Here is an 18,170-nt window from a genome sequence, read left to right on the forward strand (position 1 = left end):
AGCCGTAACGCCCGCGCGGGGTGGGCCGCTTGGCGCGGTGCGCCGTCGAACCTGCCGTACGGCCCGAACCCAGCAGCGCACGCAGCGGAGCGAGCGTGTCCCCGGTGACCCGGCCCGACCACACCAGGTCCCACAGGGCCTCGGTCAGCTGCGGGTCGGCCGCCTCCGGAAGCGCGGCGCGCGCCCGTTCGGCGATCTGCCGGAAGAACAGGCCGTAACCGCCCTCCAGCGCCGTCAGCACCGCCTGGTGAACGGGCGTCAGCTCCAGGGGGTGCGGGGGCGGCAGCAGGAGGGGCGCCGCGTCGGCCAGGTGCAGACAGATCCAGCCGTCCTTGCCCGGCAGCGCGCCCGCACCCGCCCAGACGACCTCGCCCGAGGCGGTCAGTTCGTCCAGCATGGGCGGCGCGTAGTCCGTCACCCGGCTGGGCAGCACCAGCTTCTCCAGCGCGGACGCCGGGACAGGCGCCCCCTGGAGCTGCTCGACGGTACGCAACAGCCCCTCAACGCCGCGCAGGCTGCTGGTGCCCACGTGCTGCCACTGCGGCAGGAACGCGGCCAGCGTCTGCGGCGCGACCGGCTCCAGCTCCTGACGCAGCGCCGCGAGGGAACGGCGGCGCAGCCGCCGCAGCACGCCCGCGTCGCACCACTCCTGGCCCACCCCGGAGGGATGGAACTCGCCCTGCACCAGACGTCCGCCGGCCGCCAGCCGGTGCAGCGCGCCGTCCGCGACGGCCGTGCCCAGGCCGAAGCGGGCCGCGGCGTCCGCCGAGACGAACGGGCCGTGCGTACGGGCGTAGCGGGCCAGCAGGTCACCCAGCGGGTCGGCGACCGGCTCGGTGAACGCCTCCGGTACGCCGACGGGCAGCGCGACCCCCAGTGCGTCCCGCAGCCGCCCCGCGTCCTCGACGGCCGCCCAGTGCTCCCGGCCCCCGATGCGCACCCGGATGGCGCGCCGGGACGCCTCCAGCTCGGGCGCCCACCCGGGCTCGGCACCCCGCTCGGCCAGCTCCGCCGAGGTGAGCGGACCCAGCAGACGCAGCAGATCGGCGACACCCTCCACGTCCTTGATGCGGCGGTCCTCGGTGCGCCACTGGAGCTCGGCCTCCAGCTCCCGCAGCACATCGGCGTCCAGCAGCTCCCGCAGCTCCGCCTGGCCCAGCAGCTCCGACAGCAGCCGCGAGTCGAGGGAGAGCGCGGCGGCCCGGCGCTCGGCCAGCGGGGAGTCGCCCTCGTACAAGTACTGGGCGACATAGCCGAACAGCAGCGAGCGGGCGAACGGGGACGGCTCCGGGGTGGTGACCTCCACCACCCGCACCCGGCGCGACTCGATGTCCCCCATCAGCTCCTTCAGACCCGGCACGTCGAACACGTCCTGGAGGCACTCGCGGACCGCCTCCAGGATGATCGGGAAGGAGCCGAACTCGCTGGCCACCTGGAGCAGCTGTGAGGCACGCTGCCGCTGCTGCCACAAGGGTGTGCGTTTTCCCGGACTGCGGCGCGGCAGCAGCAGCGCCCGGGAGGCGCACTCGCGGAACCGGGCCGCGAACAGCGCGGAGCCCCCCACCTGGTCGGTGACCGTCTGCTCGATCTCGGCCTGGTCGAAGAGCACGTCCCCGACACCGATCGGCGGCTGGTCGGGATCGACGGGGAGGCCCTGGCCCAGCGTCCGCGGGGAGGTCGGCTGCGCGCCGGACAGGTCCAGCTCCATCAGCTCGGCGTCCGGCAGCCGCAGCACCAGCCCGTCGTCGGCGTGCATGACCTGCGCGTCCATGCCGTACCGCTCCGACAGCCGCGCCCCGATGGCCAGCGCCCAGGGCGCGTGCACCTGTGCGCCGAAGGGAGAGTGCACCACGACCCGCCAGTCGCCCAGCTCGTCCCGGAAGCGCTCCACCACGATCGTCCGGTCGTCCGGGACGTGCCCCGCCGCCTCGCGCTGTTCGTCGAGGTAGGCCAGCAGGTTGTCCACCGCCAGGGCGTCCATCCCGGCCGCCCTCAGCCGCTCCTCAGCCCGCGGGCGGGCCAGCGAGCCGACCTCCCGCAGGAAGGCGCCCAGCGCACGCCCCAGCTCCAGCGGCCTGCCCAGCTGGTCGCCCCGCCAGAACGGCAGCCGCCCCGGAACGCCGGGTGCCGGGGAGACCAGGACGCGGTCGCGGGTGATGTCCTCGATCCGCCAGGACGTCGTCCCCAGGGTGAAAACGTCGCCCACCCGCGACTCGTACACCATCTCCTCGTCCAGCTCCCCGACCCGGCCACCGCCCTTCTTCGGGTCGGCACCCGCCAGGAAGACCCCGAACAGTCCGCGGTCCGGGATGGTGCCGCCGGAGGTCACCGCCAGCCGCTGCGCGCCCGGACGGCCCGTGACCGTGTTCGCCACCCGGTCCCACACCAGCCGGGGGCGCAGCTCGGCGAACGCGTCGGAGGGATACCGCCCGGCGAGCATGTCCAGCACCGAGTGGTACGCCGACTCGGGCAGCGCCGCGAAGGGGGCGGCCCGCCGCACCAGGGCCAGCAGCTCCTCCACATCCCAGGTGTCCACCGCCGTCATGGCGACGATCTGCTGGGCGAGGACGTCCAGCGGGTTGGCGGGCACGCGCAGCGCCTCGATGGCACCCTCGCGTATCCGCTCGGTGACCACCGCGGACTGCACCAGATCGCCCCGGTACTTGGGGAAGACCACGCCTGCCGAGACCGCACCCACCTGGTGCCCCGCCCGGCCCACGCGCTGGAGACCCGAGGCCACCGAGGGCGGGGACTCCACCTGGATGACCAGATCCACGGCGCCCATGTCGATACCCAGCTCCAGGCTGGAGGTGGCCACCACCGCGGGCAGCCTGCCCGCCTTGAGGTCCTCCTCGACCTGGGAGCGCTGCTCCTTGGAGACCGAGCCGTGGTGCGCCCGCGCCAGGAGCGGGGGCGCACCGGCGACCGCGCCCGCGTTGCCCATCAGCTCGGCGGGCGCATGGTCCTCCGGCATGGGCTCGCCCGTGGCGCGCTCGTAGGCGATCTCGTTCAGCCGGTTGCACAGCCGCTCGGCCAGCCGGCGCGAGTTGGCGAAGACGATGGTGGAACGGTGCTCCTGGATCAGGTCGGCGATCCGCTCCTCCACCGAGGGCCAGATCGAGGGCTTGCCCCCGCCGCCGGGCCCGCCGCCGTCCGGTCCGGCCGCGTCCTGGGCGGGGGAGCTGCCCAGCTCGCCCATGTCCTCCACAGGGACGACCACCGACAACTCGAACCGCTTGCCCGCGGGCGGCTGGACGATCGCGGCGTTCCGGCGGGGCGAGAGGAACCTGGCCACCTCGTCCACCGGGCGGACCGTCGCCGACAGCCCGATGCGCCGCGCGGGCCGCTCCAGCAGGTGGTCCAGCCGCTCCAGGGAGAGCGCTAGGTGGGCGCCGCGCTTGGTGCCCGCCACGGCGTGCACCTCGTCCACGATCACCGTCTCGACCCCCAAGAGCGCCTCCCGCGCGCTGGAGGTCAGCATCAGGAACAGCGACTCGGGGGTGGTGATGAGGATGTCCGGCGGACGGCGGGCGATCGACCGGCGCTCGGCCGCGGGCGTGTCACCCGAACGGATACCGACCTTGATCTCCGGCTCCGGCAGCCCGAGCCGGAGGGACTCCTGCCGGATGCCGGTCAGCGGGCTGCGCAGATTCCGCTCGACGTCCACGGCCAGCGCCTTCAGCGGTGACACGTACAGCACCCGGCAGCGCTTGAGGGGATCGGCGGGCGGGGGCGTGGAGGCGAGCGCGTCCAGCGAGGCCAGGAAGGCGGCCAGCGTCTTCCCGGACCCGGTGGGTGCGACGACCAGCGCGTCCGACTCCTCGGCGAGCGCACGCCAGGCCCCCTCCTGCGCGGAGGTGGGTTCGCTGAAGGCGCCCGTGAACCACGCACGGGTCGCCGGTGAGAAGGCGTCCAGCGCCGATGTCCGACCCATGCCCCCATCGTGCAGCACGCCACTGACAGCGGCCCTCGGCTGTGGACGGTGCGAGGGGTCCGGCCGGTGCCGGACCGGCCTGCCGGGCGGGCCGGCGTGAGAATGGGGCGCATGACGAACGGGGAGAGCGCGCACTACTGGCAGTCACCACGGCTGCCCGGCGTCGACCTGCTGCGCGCACGCTACATACGGAAGACCTTCTCGCGGCACACCCATGGGACCTACGTCATCGCGGCGATCGTCGAGGGGGTCGAGGCCTTCCACCACGGCGGGGGCGTCCACCGCGTCGGCCCCGGAGGGCTCGCCCTGATCAACCCGGACACCACGCACACCGGCCACGCGGGCATACCCGAGGGATGGCGTTACGAGGTGCTCTACCCCGACCCCGCCCTGGTCTCCCGTATCGCCGCGGAGACCACCAGCATCCGCGGCACCCCGGGCTTCGCCGTCCCGGCCGCCCACGATCCGGCCTCCGTCCGCCACGTACGGGCCGTGCACCGCGCGCTGGAGGAGGGCAACGCGCTGGCGGCCGACAGCCACCTGCACGCTCTCGTCGCCCGGCTGCTGCGGCTGCACGGCCGCCCGCTCCCCGAGCGGACCGTCCGCATGGCCGGTGCCCGCGGGACGGCGCGGGCCCGCGCCATCCTGGAGGAGCGCATGGCCGACCCTCCGTCGCTGGAGGCCCTCGCCGCCGAACTGGGGACCGGCCCCTTCGCACTGCTGCGTGCCTTCCGGCAGATGTACGGGATGCCGCCGCACGCCTGGCTGACGGACGCCCGGGTGCACCGCGCCCGCGCCCTGCTGGACGCGGGCATGCCGCCCGCCCGCACCGCGGTCGCCGTCGGGTTCACCGACCAGGCCCATCTGACGCGCCACTTCGGGCGGATCGTTGGCGTACCGCCGGGCGCTTACCAGCGGGGACGCGCAAGAATGTACAAGACCCGGGAACGCTCGGCTTCCTAGCGTGGCGCCCGTGCCACAGCGAAGAGAAACCAGCGACACACGCGGAACGTCCGACGTCCGCGAAGCCTGCGACCTCCCCGAAGACCAGGGAACCGGTGAAGCGCGCGGTCGGCAGGGCACCGCCGTCCCCCGCACCCCGGCGATGCCGGACGAGACCCGCGCACCCGGCACCGGCTCCCCGCCCGCCCACGGTCCCCGGCAGGTCGCGGCTCCCGGCCCTCACGAGACGGACAGGTCCACCGGTCCCCGTGCCGCGGACACCGCCGGCAGCGGCCCGACGGACGAGCCGGGCGAGGGTGCGGGCGGACAGGGCGACCGTGCCGTCGTACGGGACGCGCTCGGCGTCGGCATCGCCGTGGGCCTCTCCGGCTTCGCCTTCGGGGTGACCGCGGCGGGTTCCGGCATCAGCCTCGCGCAGATGTGCGCGCTGAGCTTCTTCGTCTTCACCGGCGCCTCCCAGTTCGCCCTCGTCAGCGCACTGGCCGCCGGAGGGAGTCCGCTCACCGCGGCGGCCGGCGCGTTCTTCCTGGGCACCAGGAACGCCTTCTACGGGCTGCGGCTGTCGGGACTGCTGGGGCTGCGCCCCGGCCCCCGCCTGGCCGCCGCGCACTGGGTGATCGACGAGACCTCGGCCGTCGCCCTCGCGCAGCGCGGCCGGCGCGCCGGCCGGCTCGGTTTCACCGTCACCGGAGCGACGCTCTTCCTCCTGTGGAACCTCACCACCCTGCTCGGGGCGCTGGGAGCCGAGGCGCTCGGCGACACCGGGGCGTGGGGCCTGGACGCGGCGGGACCGGCCGCCTTCCTTGCGCTGCTGGCCCCCATGCTCCGCACCGGGGTCGAACGTGTGACAGCGGCGCTCGCCGCCTGCCTCGGCCTGGGACTCCTGCCGGTGCTGCCCGCCGGTGTGCCGGTACTCGTGGCAGCGCTGGCGGCGCCCGCGGTCCTGTTCGCACACAGCCGCACACCGGTGGGGAGAGCGGCCGGCGGACGAGCGGTGAGCGTGGACGGGACCGCGGAGAGCGTGGACGGGAGAGCGAAGAGCGTCAGTGGGCCGGTGGAGAGCGCCCGTGTGACCAAGGAGGAGGACCAGTGAGTGTGTGGACAGCCATCGTGGTCACCGCTGTGGGCTGCTATCTGGTGAAGCTGCTCGGCCTGTCGGTGCCCGCAGGGGTGCTGGAACGGCCGGTGGTCAGGCGGCTCGCCGCACTGCTGCCGGTGGCCCTGCTGGCGGCCCTGACCGCGCAGCAGACGTTCGCCGACCAGACGGACCTGGTGCTCGACGCCCGTGCCGCCGGGCTGGCGGCAGCCGGTCTCGCACTTGTTCTGCGGGCGCCCTTCCTCGTGGTCGTCGCGACAGCCGTGCTGGTCACGGCGGGAGTGCGCGCCCTGGGCTGACGAAGCGCCCGCTCAGGGGAGCAGCTGTTCGGAGGAGTCCCGTCACAGCCGTCCGAACGCGCGCAGGGTGCGCAGGGCCTCCAGGGTGACCAGGGGGCGGCCCTCCAGCGCCGTTCCGGGAGCCCATGCGCGCCAGTTGATGTCCCACCCGCCGTCGTCCCGCTGGCGGCCGAGCAGGTGGTCGAGACCGCGCTCCAGTTCCGTGTCGGTGAACCAGCGGCGGGCCAGCGAGTCCGGACCGCGGACGAAGTCGGTCACGTAATGGTGCTCTCCTGGCGCGTATCCGTCCGGTACGGGGACGTCCTCGGCACGGTCCGGATCGGTCACCACCAGCTGCTGCTCCCTCACGAGCGTCCCCAGCCGTGCGGCCGCGGCCTCGGCGCGCGGCCGGTCCGGTACGCCGTCGAGGAAGGCGAGCGCGGCCACCACCTCGTACGGGTGGGTCTTGTCCAGGGTCTCGATGGTGTGCCAGCAGTAGTCCGTCGCCCGGAAGAGCCAGGCGTGCCAGACGCTGTTGCGGTGGAGGGTGCCCACCACCGGACCGGTCGCCAGCAGAGCGCTCGGTGGTGACTCCACCACCGGGATCCACGGGGCGGCCGGGTAGCCGCGCAGCGAGGGATGCACGGCGGGCAGGGCGCCGTCCGGTGTGGAGACCGCTGTCAGGTACCGGCCGATGCGCTCGACCCGCTGACCCGCGCACCGGCCGATCTCGTCCAGCACGCGGACGGCCGTGGCGGTGTGCAGCGGCTGGCTCACCGGTCCGCGCAGGTCGGGTTCCAGCGCGTGCCCGTAGCCGCCGTCGGCGTTGCGGTACGCGTCGAGCGCCGTCTCCACCGCACTCGGGTCGCCGTCCAGGAAGGCGTGCTCGAAGCGTCGTTGTTCCAGCACGCGTGCCGTCAGCCAGATGAAGTTCTCCGCACGGGAGAGAACCGAACCAGAGGGAGCCATTCTCCGACCGTAGGCCGGGACGGCGCCCCGGTCACGGCTGTGGGCGAGAGCCAACCCTCAAGGGCGGGATACTGGAGTCATGCGGTTGACGGACTTCTGGCAGCGAATGGCGGAGCACTTCGGCGAGGCGTACGCGGACTCTTTCGCGCGTGACTTCGTCATGTCCGGACTCGGCGGCCGGACCGTCAACGAGGCGCTCGCGGCGGGCTGGGAGGCGAAGGACGTCTGGCGGATGGTGTGCGACGTCATGGGGGTGCCCGCCGACAAGCGGTGAGTCGTTTACGGGGTGGTGTGCCCCATGACGCGAGACTTGCCCGGTGGGCGCACCAGACGACGGCGACCGGAACCGCGACGAGGGCGGTGACCGGAGGCAGGGCGGGACCGGCGGACGGAAGCGGCGGCCTCGTCGGTCCTCCGCGCACCGGCGCGACGACGCGCGCAGCAGTGCCGGACGTGCCGGCGGCGCGCGTGACGGGAACGGACGCGGTGCCCCCGGACGGGAGGACGACGCGAGCCGCCACGTCCGGCCCGGGTTTCCCGGCGCGGCGGAGCCGCGGCTCCCGGAGGGCGAGGGGCGCAAGCCACCGGACGGGGACCGCGAACCGCGGCCTGCCATGCCGCGCTGGCTGCCGCGCGCCTTCGTGCTGGCCCTGGCCCTCCTCGGGGCGTATCACCTGCTGAGCTGGGCGTTCCTGCGCGTCCTGGAGCTGCTCCTGGACGTGCTGATCGCGTTCTTCCTGGCGTTGGCCATGGAACCCCCCGTCGCGGCCCTGGCCCGGCACGGGGTGCGGCGCGGGCCGGGCACCGCGCTGGTCTCGCTGCTCCTCCTGGTGGCGGCGGCCGGGTTCTTCTTCGCGCTCGGCTCGCTCTTCGTCGAGCAGGTCAGCCGCCTGGCCGAGAACCTGCCCCGGTACGTCTCCGAGGTCCTCCACTGGAGCAACGCCCACTTCCACACGGACCTCGACGTGGACAAGCTCCGCTCCCGGCTCGTCCACTCCGGCTGGGTGCGCGGTTTCCTGCGCAGCGGTGCCAGCAACGTGTGGGGAGTCTCGGCGACCCTGCTGAGCGTGGTCTTCCACCTGCTGACGGTCGCCCTGTTCACGTTCTACTTCGCGGCGGAAGGCCCCAGGCTGCGGGCGGCACTGTGCTCGGTGCTGCCGCCGGCCCAGCAGGCCGAGGTGCTGCGCGCATGGGAGATCGCCGTCGCCAAGACCGGGGGGTACATCTACTCGCGCGCCCTGATGGCCCTGGTCTCCGCTGTCGCCCACTACGTCTTCCTGGAACTGCTCGGCATCCCGTACGCCGCGGCCCTGGGCGTCTGGGTCGGGGTGCTGTCCCAGTTCGTGCCGACCGTCGGCACCTACATCGCCGGAGCGCTGCCGCTGCTGATCGCCTTCACCGTGGATCCTTGGTCGGCTTTGTGGGTGTTTGTCTTCATTGTTCTGTATCAACAGTTTGAAAACTATGTTCTTCAGCCGCGCATCACCGCCAGGACGGTGGACATCCACCCCGCCGTGGCCTTCGGCTCGGTGATCGCGGGCACGTCCCTGCTGGGCGTGGTGGGCGCCCTGATCGCGGTCCCGGCCACGGCGACGCTTCAGGGCTTCCTCGGCGCGTACGTGAGGCGTTACAAGGTTCCCGACGTGAGCGTGGGGGACGGATCGCGGGGTGGAAAAGGGTTCCGAGGGTGGCTGCCGCGGCGCCGGTCAGCGGTGCGCCGTCGGGGGCCCGAGCGGTGAACTGCTGCTGAGAAGCGCCGCTGACCTGGGTTTTTGCGGGTTTTCCACAGGAATGCGGTGCGACTTGACTCAAAAATCGAACATCGATTCTTATGGAGGCTCCGGCGAGCACGCCCGCTCAGGCCCACGGCCCAGGGAGCGCGGGTCCGGACCGATTGTCAGTGGCAGGCGCTAGCGTCGTGAGACGTGAAGCGATCGACTCAAGCAAACAACCGGGTGGCACCCATGGCAGGAACCGACCGCGAGAAGGCGCTCGACGCCGCTCTCGCACAGATTGAACGGCAATTCGGCAAGGGCGCCGTGATGCGCATGGGCGAGCGGCCGAACGAGCCGGTCGAGGTCATCCCCACCGGGTCGACCGCTCTGGACGTGGCGCTCGGCGTCGGCGGGCTGCCCCGCGGCCGGGTGGTCGAGGTCTACGGCCCCGAATCCTCCGGTAAGACGACCCTGACCCTGCACGCGGTGGCCAACGCCCAGAAGGCGGGCGGCACGGTCGCCTTCGTGGACGCGGAACACGCGCTGGACCCCGAGTACGCCAAGCGCCTCGGTGTCGACACCGACGCGCTGATCCTCTCCCAGCCGGACAACGGCGAGCAGGCCCTCGAGATCACCGACATGCTGATCCGCTCCGGCGCGCTCGACCTGATCATCATCGACTCGGTCGCCGCGCTGGTGCCCAGGGCCGAGATCGAGGGCGAGATGGGAGACTCCCATGTCGGCCTCCAGGCCCGGCTGATGAGCCAGGCGCTGCGGAAGATCGCCGGCGCGCTCAACCAGTCCAAGACCACCGCGATCTTCATCAACCAGCTCCGCGAGAAGGTCGGCGTGATGTTCGGCTCTCCGGAGACCACGACCGGTGGCCGCGCGCTGAAGTTCTACGCCTCGGTGCGGCTCGACATCCGCCGCATCGAGACCCTGAAGGACGGCACCGAGGCCGTCGGCAACCGCACCCGGGTCAAGGTCGTCAAGAACAAGGTCGCGCCGCCCTTCAAGCAGGCCGAGTTCGACATCCTCTACGGCATGGGCATCAGCCGTGAGGGCGGCCTCATCGACATGGGCGTGGAGAACGGCTTCATCCGCAAGTCCGGCGCCTGGTACACCTACGAGGGCGACCAGCTGGGCCAGGGCAAGGAGAACGCCCGCAACTTCCTGCGGGACAACCCCGACCTCGCCAACGAGATCGAGAAGAAGATCAAGGAGAAGCTGGGCATCGGCGTCCAGCCCCAGGAGCCGACGAGCGAGCCCGGCCCGGACGCCGCGGAGAGCACCCCGGCGGTCGCCGCCGCGCCGGCCCCGGCGGACGGCGGCACGGAGCCGGCGGCCAAGTCCGTCCCCGCCCCGGCGAGCAAGGCGGCGAAGACGAGCAAGACGCCCAAGGCCGCCGCGGCCAAGAGCTAGTCCGTGACGCGGCGCAGCGAATGGCCGGAGTACCCGGCCTCCCAGGAGGGCGACGTCGCGCCGGCGCACGTCCGAAACAGCGGTGGTCCCGCCCCGTCGAGGGCCGGAGCGGGACCATCGCGTGCGGCGTCCGGGGGCGCCGAACCGCAGGATCCGGTGGAGCGGGCCAGAGCCATCTGCCTGCGGCTCCTCACCGGCACCCCCCGCACCCGGCAGCAGCTCGCGGACGCCCTCCGCAAGCGGGAGGTGCCCCAGGACGCGGCCGAGAAGGTGCTGGCCCGCTTCGAGGACGTCGGCCTCATCGACGACGCCGCGTTCGCCGCCGCCTGGGTGGAGTCCCGGCACCACAGCCGGGGCCTGGCCCGCAGGGCACTCGCCCGGGAACTGCGGACCAAGGGCGTGGACTCGGCGGTGATCGACGAGGCCATGGGCGGGCTCGACGCGGACCAGGAGGAGGAGACCGCCCGAGCACTGGTCGAGCGGAAGCTGCGCGCCACGCGGGGCCTCGACAGGGACAAGCGCCTCCGCCGCCTCGCCGGCATGCTGGCCCGCAAGGGCTACTCCGAGGGCCTGGCCCTCCGCGTGGTCCGGCGGGCCCTGGAAGAAGAGGGTGAGGACCCGGAAGTACTGGAGGAACACTTCCCGGGCCTTTGACGGGAGGGCCCCTCCCTCCCCGTCGGCCCGGCTGTCACCCGATGCTCCGCCTGAGCGGGTCGCCCGGGACAACGGCCCGGCCATCCCTCCGACACTCCGCTTGGCGGGGTGCGGGGGTGCGGGGTGCGAACGAGGGGGCCTCAGCCGCCCGGGGTGGTCGGGCAGAGGCGGTGGGGTGTGGACTCGTTGTGGAGAGAGGCGTCCACGCAGCCGCCGGGCAGGCCGTGGTACGCCTTGGTGCCGAAGTTGGCCGTGACGGTCAGGACGCCGTCGCCGAAGACGGAGCGCTGCACGAGGTGGTCCTTGGTCAGCCGCCGGAACTCGGTCATCCGCTCGGTGGCCGCGGCCTTGTGCAGGGGGGCGAAGTATTGCTGGAAGGCGGCCATTTCCTTGCTGGCCGTCCCCAGGTTCCCGTCACCCAGAACGAAGTTGAGCGGTGTGTTGGTGAGGACGGCCTCCAGCGCCCGGTCCCTCTTCTGGGCGGGGAACTTGTCGTACGGCATTTCCCAGCGGTCGGTGCTGATCAGGGAGTCGTGGAGTGCGGTCTGGTACAGCGGGACGCGGTGGGCGGGGTCGAACAGGGATTTCGCCAGCGCGGCGGGCAGCTTGGCGGGCTTGAAGAAGAAGCCGGGTGCGCCCTGCGGACTGTAGGAGCCCCATTCCTTGGTCTTCTGGAAGGGCCAGAGGGTGTCGTTGACGGGGGTGCGGGCGCCGTGGGTGAAGGCGAGCGCCGGTGCGGACCAGGAGACGGCGGATTCCGATCCGAGGACGAGGCCGTCCCTTCCGGCGAGGGTGCGCATGCGCCGCAACCGGTTGGCCCGGTCCTGCTTCTTGGTCATCGGATGGCTCTTCGAGAAGTCGCTGAACAGTTCGCCCGCCGCGTCGACGTCCAGGAACAGGCTGTCGGCGCCGTTCCGGGTCATCCTCTTGTTGTGCCGGGCGAGGTGGTGCTCTGTGGGTTCCGATCTGGCGAAGGCCTCCGAGCTGAGGTAGCAGCCGCGCCCGCCGAAGCCCTTCTTGGTCTCGCCCTTCCAGGTGCGCACGCAGTAGTCGGGGTAGACGGTGCCGGGCCACTTCGCGACCGGGGTGTCCGCGCTCCGGGGGTCCTGGCCGTTGCTGTAGGTGTCGTAGGGACCGACGAGATAGCCCTGCTTCTCGGCTGTCGCCACCGCCTTCCTGGTCATGGGGTGCCCGTCGGCGTCGTAGCCGAGCCACAGCCGGGTGTTGCCCTGTTTGCGCAGCGTCCGCACGGCCTTCGCGCTGCGCGCCTCGCCCCACAGATACGCGTGCTGGGCGCCGAGCAGCTTCCCGATCCGGGGGTTGCGGGCGATCTTCTGCCGGAGAGTGCGCAGTTCGCCGTGGTCGCGCAGCCAGCGACGGTAGTCGGCGGCAGGTGCGATAGGGGAGGCCGAGGTGAGGGAGAAGGTGACGGTGTAGGCGAGGGTCTTCTCCCGCCGGGAGAATTCGTGCCGGGCCGTCGCGTTCAGTTTCCCCCGCGTGGAAGCGAAGGAGAGGGAGGTGCCGACGCTCTCGGGAACGAGGTAGCTGACGCCGTGGCCGCCCGTCGAGTAGCCCCACAGTGGGAGGGTGAGGGAGCCGGTGGCCAGGTCGGCCTCCGTCCCCGCGAGGCCGGCCTTCGGGGAGTTCCAGAAGGCGTCCGTGACGGGGACGGAGAGTCCCTCACCGCGCGGCACCTGCAGCGCGGCGTCCTTCGCGCCGGTGTGCGGACCCTTGCCGGTGACCGGCCAGGCGAGGGCGCCGTCCTGCGTGGCGCGCACCGTCATCCGCAGCCTTCCGTGCTCGGAGGCGGCGGTGACCTTCAGGCCCTTGGCGGGGTACGACCAGGTGGCGCGGGAGCCGTCCACCTCGACCGCGCTCGGCGCGCCCAGGTCGTCGTCCGCGGCGTCGGAGACGGGGACGGTGCCGCCGCCGTCCGTGTGCCCCGCCACCCGGAGGGACGCGGTGTCGACCGTGGCCGTGCCGCCCGCGACATCGAACTCGACGTGTCCGCCGTGTGCCCGGGGCGGCCCGGCCGGTGCGTTCTCCTCACCGGGGCCGGCGAAGGCGGCGTACCCGGCCGAGGCGGTCGTCGCCGTGACGGCGAGCGCGGCGGCGATGCCCAGAACGCGGTTGCGGCGTCTGCGCGCGGCGCCGGTGGTGTCCCGGTGCCCCTGACGCCGGTGCGTGTGCCGACTCGTCCTGCCGGAGGGCTGCCAGCTCGTCCCGCCGCCGGAGGGCTGCTGGCTCGTCCCGTCCGGGAGCTGCTGGCTCGTGCTGTCCGGAGGCTGCTGGTTGGCCTCGCCGGGGGCCTGGTGGCTGCTGGTCCCGCTGGGGGAGCTGTCCGGTTGTTCCATGGGGTGTGAGTATGTGCCGCACGGGTAAGAGCTTTTTAAGAGCCGCTTCGTGAGGACTCCGCCGGGTGCCGGAGAGCAGCCGGAGAGCCCGGCGGCGCGCGGGAACAACGGTGCGGGGTGCGACCTTCACGACGCGGCGGCCGGCGGTCCGTCCGGGGATTCGTCCCGTTCGCCATCCCGGACCCGCCCCCGGTCGCTGGCCTCGATCTCGCCCGCCGCTCCTCCGCGTATCGCCTGCGCCCATGTGCGCAGCGCGTCGGCCCGGCTGCCCGGAAGTGCCGCTGCCAGATGACCGTCGGCGCGGACCACCAGCAGTGTGTGCGCTGCCGCGCCAGGATAGTTCTCGGCGACCAGCAGTGTGGCCCGCAGCGGGAGGGCCCCCACGAGCGCCACGAGTTCGGGCATCATGCCCGCCGACAGCCAGTGGCGGCTGTCCCACACCCCGGTGCCGGGCGCCACCAGCACCACCAGCAGTTCGCCGCCGGGGCCACCGAGCCAGTCGCGGAGCTTCCCCTTCGCGCCGTCCGCCGCGGTGACCGCCACGTCCTCCACCGGGGCGCCGGGCGCCGTCCCCACCGGCACCTGGGTAACGGCTCCGCGTGGCGGGGTCAGCGGGGTACGGGTGTAGGAGGCGGGGGCACCGAGGGTGCCCTGTCCCAGGTGCCCGTCGGTCAGCAGCCCGAGGTGGGCGCGCGCTCCTCCGCCGGGCAGCAGTGCGCGCAGTCCGCCGCCGCGCCGTACGACGGTCAGTGCCTGGTCGACGGCGCGCAGCCGGGCGGTGAGGGCGCCGCGCCGTTCCGTCTCGTAGCTGTCCAGCAGGGTCTCGGCCGCCCTGTCGTGGCCGTGGTGCCAGGCGAGGGCGAGCTTCCAGGCGAGGTTGGCGACGTCGCGCAGGCCCTCGTCGACGGACTGTATGCCCAGCGCCCCGGTCAGGTGTGCGGCGTCCCCGGCCAGGAAGGCGCGGTCCACGCGCCAGTGCCGCGCGAGCCGCTGGTGTGCGGTGTGCACGCCGGTGTCCACCAGTTCGTACGGCCCGATGCCGCCGGCCTCGCCGCCGCCTGGGCCGTCCGGGCGGCCGGTACCGGCCGGGGCGCCGTCGGTGGTGCGTGCCCGGCCACCGGCCCGCGCGCTGTCAACAGCGCGTGCTCGGCCACCGTTCCGCGCGCCGGCGGCTGCCCCGGGCTCCTTGAGGGACTCCTCCGACCAGACCGCGAGCGTGTCGGCGACGCGCTCCAGCATCTCCTCGGGCGTCACCAGGTCGCCGCGCGGGGCCAGCAGCCAGTCGAGCCGCCACAGGCCCCCGGCGAGCGGCCGGGCGGTCACCTCGCCCGGCGTACCGCCAGGGTCCCGGTGCAGCAGTGCGCCGCCCACGCTTCCCGGCTCCCACACACCGTCCGCGCCCCGTGCGCCCTCCTCCCAGGGCAGCCGTACGCGCAGCGTGGCGACCGCGTGCCGTTCGACCGCCGTACGTCCCGGGAAGCGCACCCCGAGGAGTTTGCGGACCATCGAGCGTGCCCCGTCGCAGCCGACGGCGTAGCTGCCGCGCCACCAGGAGCCGGAGGGGCCCCGGGTGTGCGCGGTCACGCCGCGGGGGTCCTGTTCCAGCAGATCGACGGGGCTGCCGGGGACGATACGGGCGAGCTTCTCGTCCGCCAGGGCGGCCCGCAGCGCGTGCTCCAGGGCGTGCTGTTCGACGTGCAGCGGGGCGTGCTCGGGCGCCAGGGCGATCTCCTCGACGGTCTGGGAACGCCGTCGGGTGCGCCAGGAGCGCCAGCGCAGGCCGGGCAGCGGGGGCAGCGCGGCGGCGGTGTCCGGACGCAGGACGCAGGTGCGGGCGGCGCGGGGCTGCGGGCGGCCGTCGGTGGCGTCCAGCACGAGCGAGGGGACCTCGTGCCTGGCCAGGGCGAGGGAGAGAGCCAGTCCGACGGGGCCTGCCCCGACGACGATCACCGGGTCCACAGCGCGAAGACCTCACACCCCTGGTGGTGCTGACGGGGGCCGGGTTTCTCTGGGGGTGGAGCCTGGTGCACGATCACGCTGGTATGCAACCCAGTGCCTGAGCAGGCGTCAAGTGACGCCGCCCGGGAGCACGGTGCACGGGGGGCACAAAGGCGGCGGCCGTCGACGGCCGCCGCCTTTGTGCCAGCCTGTCGGTGCGGAGCCGACAGGATCTGTCCGAGTCAGTCCTTGCGGACGTCCCCCGTGCCCGGGTTGGGGACCGGCGCGAGGTCGGTGCTCCCGGACGGGGCGACCTCGGTGAGTTCCTTGGCCCCCGCGGCCGGGGTGATGGCCGTCTTCGACCTGCTGCTGCGCCGCTCGATGAACTTGGCCAGCCAGGCCAGGGCGAGACACAGAGCGATGTAGATGGCGCCGAAGACGGTGACCGTCTGGACGGTCGGGTAGACGCCGCCCACCGGCGTGTTGTTGGCGATCAGCCGGGCCGAGTACAGCAGCTCCGGGTAGAGGATCATGAAGCCGAGGGAGGTGTCCTTCAGCGTCACGACCAACTGGCTGATGATCGTCGGCAGCATGGAGCGTACGGCCTGCGGGAAGAGGATCGACGCGGTCACCTGCGTCTTCCGCAGCCCGAGCGCGTAGGCCGCCTCCACCTGCCCCTTGGGCACCGCGTTGACGCCGGCGCGCAGCACCTCGGCCTGGACGCAGCCGTTGTAGATGGTCAGGCCGAGCACCAGCGCCCACATGGGGGTCATGTCCCCGACGATGCCGACCCACAGCGCGAAGATCGTGATGAGGAGCGGGATCGACCGGAACAGGTCGATGAAGACGATGGCGACCCAGCGCACCGGCGCGTGGTCCGAGAGCCGGGCCACGCACAGCACCACGGCGAACACCAGCGAGAAGACGCCCGCCAGGGCGAACACCTTCAGCGTGGAGAGCAGGGCGTCGAGGATGTTCTCCCGGATGCCCGCGTAGTTGAAGATGTCCCACAGTTCGCCGGCGAACTGCCCCTTGTCGTACAAGCGGTAGCAGACCCAGGCGACGAGGCCCAGCAGAGCGATGCTGCCGATGACGGAGTAGAGGGTGTTGCGGACGCGGGCCTTGGGGCCGGGCGCGTCGAACAGGACGCTCGCGCTCATCGGGCGACCTCCAGACGGTTCTCCAGCAGCCGGAAGAGGCCGTTGATGGCGTACGTGATGACCAGGTAGCCGACGGTGATCCAGATGAAGATGACGGCGATGTCGTAGCCGTCGTTGCTGAGCGTCTTCGAGACGTTGAACAGGTCGACGTTGTCGAAGGCCCCGGCGATCGCGGTGTTCTTCGTCAGCGCGATGAAGATGCTGCTCAGCGGCGGCACGACCGTGCGCGTCGCCTGAGGGAGCACCACGATGCGCATGGTCTGCGTGAAGGTCATGCCGATGGCGCGGGCGGCCTCGGCCTGGCCCATCGGCACGGTGTTGATGCCGGAGCGGACGGCTTCGGCGACGAAGGCCGAGGTGTAGAAGCCGCAGGCGCACACGGCCAGCACGAAGGAGTTGACGCCGGGGAAGAGCACCTTGGGCACCACGAAGAACGCCACCAGGAAGAGCAGCGTCAGCGGGGTGTTCCGCAGTACCGTCACCCACAGCGTGCCGAAGATGCGCAGCGGGGGCACGGGGGAGACCCTGAACCCGGCTATCACGAGGCCGAGCACGACGGCGAGCAGGCCGCTGACGACGGTCAGCTCCAGCGTGCCGAGGAATCCCTCGCGGAACAGCGCCAGGTTGTCGAGCAGTACGTTCATGAATTCTCCGCGAGGAGTCGCGTAGGAGCGGCGGGAGGCGTAAGGCGGCATGGCCGCACGGGCGCGCCCCGCCCCGCATGGCGCTGACGCCGGGGGCGGGGCGCGGGGAGCGTCACTTCTCGGTGATCTGGGGCGGCGTCTTGAACTTGGAGCCGGACTTGCCGAGCGTCGCCTCGTACGCCTTCTTGTAGTCGCCGTTGTCCTGGTGCGCCTTGATCGCGTCGGCGACGGCCTTCTGGAGGGCGTTGTCACCCTTATTCATGCCGACGCCGTAGGGCTCGTCGGAGAAGGGCTTGCCGACGACCTTGAGCTTGCCGGGATTCTGCGCGGCGTAGCCCATCAGGATCGCGTCGTCGGTGGTGACCGCGTCCACCTGGCCGTCCAGGACCTGGGAGACGCACTCGGAGTACTTGCTCAGCTCGGTGACCTTGGCGCCGTACTTCGGCTGCTTGATGGTCTGCAGCGGCGTCGAGCCGACGATGGAGCAGACCTTCTTGCCCTTGACGGTGTCCGGACCGGTGACCTCCTTCTCGTCCTTGCGGACGAGCAGCGAGGCGCCGGCGTGGAAGTACGGGCCCGCGAAGTCGATCTGCTTCTTGCGCTCGGGGTTGATCGTGTAGGTACCGATCATCAGGTCCACGTCACCCTTGGAGACGGCGGTCTCGCGGGCACCCGAGTCGACGGTCTTCCACTCGATCTGCTTGGCGGAGAAGCCCAGGTCGGCCGCGATCATCTTGGCGATCTCGATGTCGAAGCCGGAGTACTTCTTGGTCGACTGGTCCTGGAAGCCCAGGTAGGGCTGGTCGGCCTTGGCGCCGATGACGATCTTGCCGCGCTTCTGGGCCTTCTTCAGAACGGGCGAGTCGACCTTGACGTCCTTGGCGACCTTGTAGGCGGGCAGCGCCTTCTCGTCCGTCTGGTCCTTCGGCTTGTCGCCGGCGGACCCCTCCTTGCCGCCGCAGGCGGCGGTGGCGGCGAGCGCCAGGACAGCGGCTGCCGCCGCGGCGGTCTTGTGGAACCTCATAGTGAACATCCCTTGCTTG

Annotated in this window: 14 protein-coding genes; 7 read left to right on the forward strand and 7 right to left on the reverse strand. The window is 72.3% G+C overall.

The features are described 5' to 3' along the window. Positions 1 to 3,934: Lhr family ATP-dependent helicase (locus tag FM076_RS24845; RefSeq protein ID WP_173873144.1), on the reverse strand; the 3,934-nt coding region annotated here is incomplete at its 3' end. Between the two features lie 111 nt (positions 3,935 to 4,045). Between FM076_RS24845 and FM076_RS24850 the strand changes: the two genes are divergently transcribed. From FM076_RS24850 to FM076_RS24860, 3 genes are all read left to right on the forward strand, one after another. Further along, a complete protein-coding gene (locus tag FM076_RS24850) occupies positions 4,046 to 4,897 on the forward strand; it encodes an AraC family ligand binding domain-containing protein (protein WP_428815006.1) in 852 nt (283 codons plus the stop codon). Between the two features lie 142 nt (positions 4,898 to 5,039). Next, entirely contained in the window at positions 5,040 to 5,990 is a 951-nt protein-coding gene (locus tag FM076_RS24855; protein WP_173874982.1) for an AzlC family ABC transporter permease, read from the forward strand. Then, positions 5,987 to 6,292, forward strand: a complete 306-nt coding sequence (locus FM076_RS24860) for an AzlD domain-containing protein (protein WP_173873146.1) — start codon at positions 5,987 to 5,989, stop codon at positions 6,290 to 6,292. Before FM076_RS24855 ends, FM076_RS24860 begins: the two co-directional genes overlap by 4 nt. Before the next feature lie 42 nt (positions 6,293 to 6,334). Here FM076_RS24860 and FM076_RS24865 read toward each other — a convergent pair whose 3' ends face one another. Further along, positions 6,335 to 7,240 (reverse strand): hypothetical protein, encoded by a 906-nt coding sequence (locus FM076_RS24865; protein ID WP_173873147.1) that lies wholly within the window; start codon positions 7,238 to 7,240, stop codon positions 6,335 to 6,337. A 79-nt stretch (positions 7,241 to 7,319) separates the two neighbouring features. Between FM076_RS24865 and FM076_RS24870 the strand changes: the two genes are divergently transcribed. The 4 genes from FM076_RS24870 to recX all read left to right on the forward strand — a co-directional run bounded on the left by FM076_RS24870 (position 7,320) and on the right by recX (position 11,031). Next, positions 7,320 to 7,514, forward strand: a complete 195-nt coding sequence (locus FM076_RS24870; RefSeq protein WP_173873148.1) for a DUF3046 domain-containing protein — start codon at positions 7,320 to 7,322, stop codon at positions 7,512 to 7,514. A 340-nt stretch (positions 7,515 to 7,854) separates the two neighbouring features. Further along, a complete protein-coding gene (locus tag FM076_RS24875) occupies positions 7,855 to 8,979 on the forward strand; it encodes an AI-2E family transporter (RefSeq protein WP_173873149.1) in 1,125 nt (374 codons plus the stop codon). 225 nt (positions 8,980 to 9,204) lie between these two features. Continuing rightward, positions 9,205 to 10,377 (forward strand): recombinase RecA, encoded by a 1,173-nt coding sequence (gene recA / locus FM076_RS24880; RefSeq protein WP_173873150.1) that lies wholly within the window; start codon positions 9,205 to 9,207, stop codon positions 10,375 to 10,377. Positions 10,378 to 10,380: 3 nt separating this feature from the next. Then, a complete protein-coding gene (gene recX / locus FM076_RS24885) occupies positions 10,381 to 11,031 on the forward strand; it encodes a recombination regulator RecX (RefSeq protein ID WP_173873151.1) in 651 nt (216 codons plus the stop codon). Positions 11,032 to 11,171: 140 nt separating this feature from the next. On the opposite strand, the gene FM076_RS24890 is transcribed toward recX, so the two are convergent. From FM076_RS24890 to FM076_RS24910, 5 genes are all read right to left on the reverse strand, one after another. Further along, complete coding sequence (locus FM076_RS24890; protein ID WP_173873152.1) at positions 11,172 to 13,385, reverse strand: glycoside hydrolase; 2,214 nt, start codon at positions 13,383 to 13,385, stop codon at positions 11,172 to 11,174. A 126-nt stretch (positions 13,386 to 13,511) separates the two neighbouring features. Continuing rightward, the gene (locus tag FM076_RS24895; RefSeq protein WP_173873153.1) at positions 13,512 to 15,344 is read right to left on the reverse strand and encodes an FAD-dependent monooxygenase; all 1,833 of its coding nucleotides are present in this window, start codon (positions 15,342 to 15,344) and stop codon (positions 13,512 to 13,514) included. A 221-nt stretch (positions 15,345 to 15,565) separates the two neighbouring features. Further along, complete coding sequence (locus FM076_RS24900; RefSeq protein WP_173873154.1) at positions 15,566 to 16,483, reverse strand: amino acid ABC transporter permease; 918 nt, start codon at positions 16,481 to 16,483, stop codon at positions 15,566 to 15,568. Further along, the gene (locus tag FM076_RS24905) at positions 16,480 to 17,127 is read right to left on the reverse strand and encodes an amino acid ABC transporter permease (RefSeq protein ID WP_173873155.1); all 648 of its coding nucleotides are present in this window, start codon (positions 17,125 to 17,127) and stop codon (positions 16,480 to 16,482) included. Before FM076_RS24905 ends, FM076_RS24900 begins: the two co-directional genes overlap by 4 nt. Positions 17,128 to 17,239: 112 nt before the next feature. Further along, positions 17,240 to 18,151 carry a glutamate ABC transporter substrate-binding protein gene (locus FM076_RS24910; RefSeq protein WP_173873156.1) on the reverse strand — a complete coding sequence of 304 codons (912 nt, stop codon included), beginning with the start codon at positions 18,149 to 18,151 and terminating at the stop codon, positions 17,240 to 17,242. Between the last annotated feature and the right edge of the window lie 19 nt (positions 18,152 to 18,170).

The organism is Streptomyces albus subsp. chlorinus (assembly GCF_013302895.1).
GTDB lineage: Bacteria > Actinomycetota > Actinomycetes > Streptomycetales > Streptomycetaceae > Streptomyces > Streptomyces chlorinus.